Origin of the sequence: Tepidibacillus decaturensis (assembly GCF_001561915.1) — a bacterium.
GTDB lineage: Bacteria > Bacillota > Bacilli > Tepidibacillales > Tepidibacillaceae > Tepidibacillus_B > Tepidibacillus_B infernus.
On the sequence record NZ_LSKU01000001.1, the window covers coordinates 2643280 to 2646678 of the forward strand.

Annotated in this window: 3 protein-coding genes; 1 reads left to right on the forward strand and 2 read right to left on the reverse strand. The window is 32.5% G+C overall.

The features are described from left to right. Window positions 1–53: 53 nt before the first annotated feature. Window positions 54–1934: a molecular chaperone HtpG gene (gene htpG / locus U473_RS12335; protein WP_068726837.1), complete on the reverse strand. Its 1881-nt coding sequence runs from the start codon at window positions 1932–1934 to the stop codon at window positions 54–56. Between the two features lie 242 nt (window positions 1935–2176). On the opposite strand from htpG, the gene U473_RS12340 reads away from it, so the two are divergent. Then, window positions 2177–2617 (forward strand): Hsp20/alpha crystallin family protein, encoded by a 441-nt coding sequence (locus tag U473_RS12340; protein ID WP_068726839.1) that lies wholly within the window; start codon window positions 2177–2179, stop codon window positions 2615–2617. 177 nt (window positions 2618–2794) lie between these two features. Here the strand turns inward: U473_RS12340 and U473_RS12345 are convergent, their stop codons facing one another. Next, the gene (locus U473_RS12345) at window positions 2795–3337 is read right to left on the reverse strand and encodes a cysteine hydrolase family protein (RefSeq protein ID WP_153012051.1); all 543 of its coding nucleotides are present in this window, start codon (window positions 3335–3337) and stop codon (window positions 2795–2797) included. Window positions 3338–3399: the final 62 nt, after the last annotated feature.

A 3399-nucleotide genomic window follows, 5' to 3' on the forward strand; every position in this document is an offset into this window, starting at 1 on the left:
AAAAAAGCATGGGCAAAAACCCATGCTTTATGTTTGATTTCCTATCATATTTTTCAAATCATGATTTTGCATATATCATTGGTAAATTCAACAGGATCTTGAATTGGCAAGCCTTCAATGAGAAGTGCTTGGTTGTACAATAGATTTGTATACAATTCAAACTTCTCTTTATCGTTTTCATATGCTTTCTTTAAGGATTGGAATACTTGATGGTTATGGTTGATTTCTAATATTTTCTCTGCTTTAATGTTTTGTTCACCTGGCATTTGACTTAATACTTTTTCCATTTCGATTGTAATTTCCCCATCGGTTGCAAAACATACAGGATGTGTTTTTAACCTTTTGGAAATTCGAACATCATTCACTTTATCTGCTAAGATTTTTTTCATTTGTTCGAAAAGATCTTTATTCTCCTTCTCTTCTTCTTCGGTTTTATTCTGGTTTTCCTCTGCTTCAATCCCTAGATCACCACTAGATACTGATTTAAATTCTTTCTCTTTATATTTCATCAACATTTTGATGGCAAACTCATCGATATCCTCGGTAAAATACAAAATTTCATATCCTTTTTCTTCCACCAACTCTATCTGAGGCAATTTTTCAATTTTTTCAACCGTTTCTCCTGAAGCATAATAAATATATTTTTGATCTTCAGGCATTCTGGATACATATTCATCTAAGGTAACCATCTTCTTCTCTTTAGATGAGTAGAACATCAATAAATCCTGCAATACATCTTTATGACTTCCAAAATCACTATAAACCCCATATTTTAACTGTCTGCCAAAGGATTTATAAAAGGTTTCATAGTTATCCCGATCATCCTTTAACAAACTTTGTAAGTGGCTTGTGATTTTATTCTTGATGTTTTTGGCAATTAACTTTAATTGTCTATCATGTTGTAAAATCTCTCTGGATATATTCAAAGATAAATCTTCCGAATCGACCATTCCTTTAACAAAGCTATAATAGTCAGGAAGTAAGTCTGAGCATTTGCTCATGATCAATACACCATTGGAATAGAGCTCTAATCCCTTTTCATATTCCTTTGTATAATAATCAAAAGGTATTTTTTCTGGGATAAATAAAATAGCATTATATCTTACCGCACCATCGGCACTAATATGGATATGTGTTAGAGGTTTGTCAAAACCGTAGTGTTTTTCCCTATAAAAATTCTCGTAATCTTCAGGAGTAAGTTCGTTTTTATTCTTTCTCCAAATTGGAACCATGCTATTGATAACCTGTTCTTCTTGGTAATCCTCGTATTCTTTCTCGCTACCTTCTTTAGGTTTTGTTTTTGTTACATCCATTTTTATTGGGTAGCGAATGAAGTCAGAGTATTTTTTGATGATCGCTTTTAATCGATATTCTTCTAGATACTCGTCATAGTTCTCATCTTCTGTATTCTCTTTGATTTTCAAAATAACCTCTGTACCCACTAAATCTTTTTCATATGGCTCAATCGTGTATCCATCTGTACCTGTGGATTCCCATTTATAAGCTTCATCGCTTCCTAAAGCCTTACTTATTACAGTGACGACATCAGCTACCATAAATGCAGAATAAAATCCAACTCCAAATTGACCAATAATATCATAACCGTCTTTCAATTCGTTTTCGTTTTTAAATGATAAAGACCCACTCTTGGCAATGGTTCCAAGGTTATTTTCAAGCTCTTCTTTTGTCATTCCAATTCCAGTATCTAAGATTTTCAATATTCTATTTTCCTTGTCAGCAATCACTTTTATGTAGTAATTATCTTTATCAAAATGTAAAGAATCGTCAGTTAACGCTTTATAATATATTTTGTCAATTGCATCACTGGCATTAGAAATTAACTCCCTTAAAAAGATCTCCTTATGAGAATAGATGGAGTTAATCATCATTTCTAATAGCCTTTTTGATTCTGCTTTAAATTGTTTTTTTGCCATTCACATTTCTCCTTTCAATCTAAAACTACTTAAACACATAATGTAGTCATTATGATTGTACAGGTATCTTTAATTACAGATCATCAACTTATTAGCACTCTTTTCGCTTGAGTGCTAATCACTATTTTAATAACACATACTGTCGTTTGAGTCAATATATTTCAGGATTTTTTTGTTTTTGAATAATACACAATTTTTTTGAGAAAATAATACTGTATTTTAACTTTCAGGAGGTAATCACAATGTCACTCATCCCATATGAACCATTTCGCCATCTTGAAAACGTAAGAAGGGAATTAGACCGTTTCTTCACCACAGATTTTCCAACCTTTTGGACAAGTTCCCAAGATTTTGGCACACCCAGAATTGATATTCATGAAACTGAAAATGAAATTGTAGCAACATGCGATATTCCAGGCTTAGAAAAGAAAGAAGATGTGAATATCGAAATTGACAATAACATGCTTCACATCAATGGAACGATTAACAGGGTTAACGAAGTCAAGAAAGAAAATATGCATAGACAAGAACGTTTTGTTGGTCGTTTTCAACGTACTGTTACCTTACCTAGTCATGTTTCTCAAGATGGTGTAAAAGCAACATACAAGAATGGTGTTCTAGAAATTCATATGCCAAAATTACAAGCTGATAATAAAAAAAGAATTGATGTTGATTTCCATTAAATAATTTAGAGGCTACCTCATATAAGTTGTTATTTAACGACCTTTTGAGATAGCCTCTCCATCATTGTTTGTCATCGCCACATTCTAATCCTCGTAATAAGATTTTGTTGCTTTAAAACCCCAGAACCATCTATTACAGACGGAACTAGGGTATATCTTATACATGTAATCATCCTCTTATTCAATAATCTCAGTGTGAAAAAGGGCTTTTGCTTGATTAATAAAAACATCTCCTAATTTAGTAAAAGTAGCAACTCCACGTTTATGGATTACTGTTTTAAATTTATTTGAATTGGCTCCGGCTGTCGTTAAAAAAACACAAATGTCAGTTGCCACTCCAACTACATGAACTTTGTCAATCATTCTCTCTTTAAGTTTTTCAGATAAACCAGTATCAAAGAATGCATTATAGTCTGCTTTTGGAATCATTAATAAGTTTGAATGCGATTCGTTCTTTTTAAACCAAGTCTTCAAATCACCATATAATTCATGCCCCCAACTTCCTACCACATTATGTATAGGCCATAAATCAAAATGAGGGTCATTTTCATCGTGGGAATCCATAGCAATAACTACTGTTCCACCATTTGTTAAAAATTCCTCTGCTGTTTGCATAATATAAGGTACTATTTCTTGGGCTGGTTTACCCGCTGTTAAATTTCCATTGTCGTGAACAAAATCATTTGACATATCAACAATTACTAAGGCTTCATTTGTCATTTTAAAATCTCCCATCGATTTAATTATTAAAATACATGCAATCTACCGTGAACTACATCGCC

Bases quoted from the DNA above. Each gene is read 5' to 3' on its own strand.
- U473_RS12340 (WP_068726839.1), top strand. From the start codon at position 2,177: ATGTCACTCATCCCATATGAACCATTTCGCCATCTTGAAAACGTAAGA.
- U473_RS12345 (WP_153012051.1), bottom strand. From the start codon at position 3,337: ATGACAAATGAAGCCTTAGTAATTGTTGATATGTCAAATGATTTTGTT.
- htpG (WP_068726837.1), bottom strand. From the start codon at position 1,934: ATGGCAAAAAAACAATTTAAAGCAGAATCAAAAAGGCTATTAGAAATG.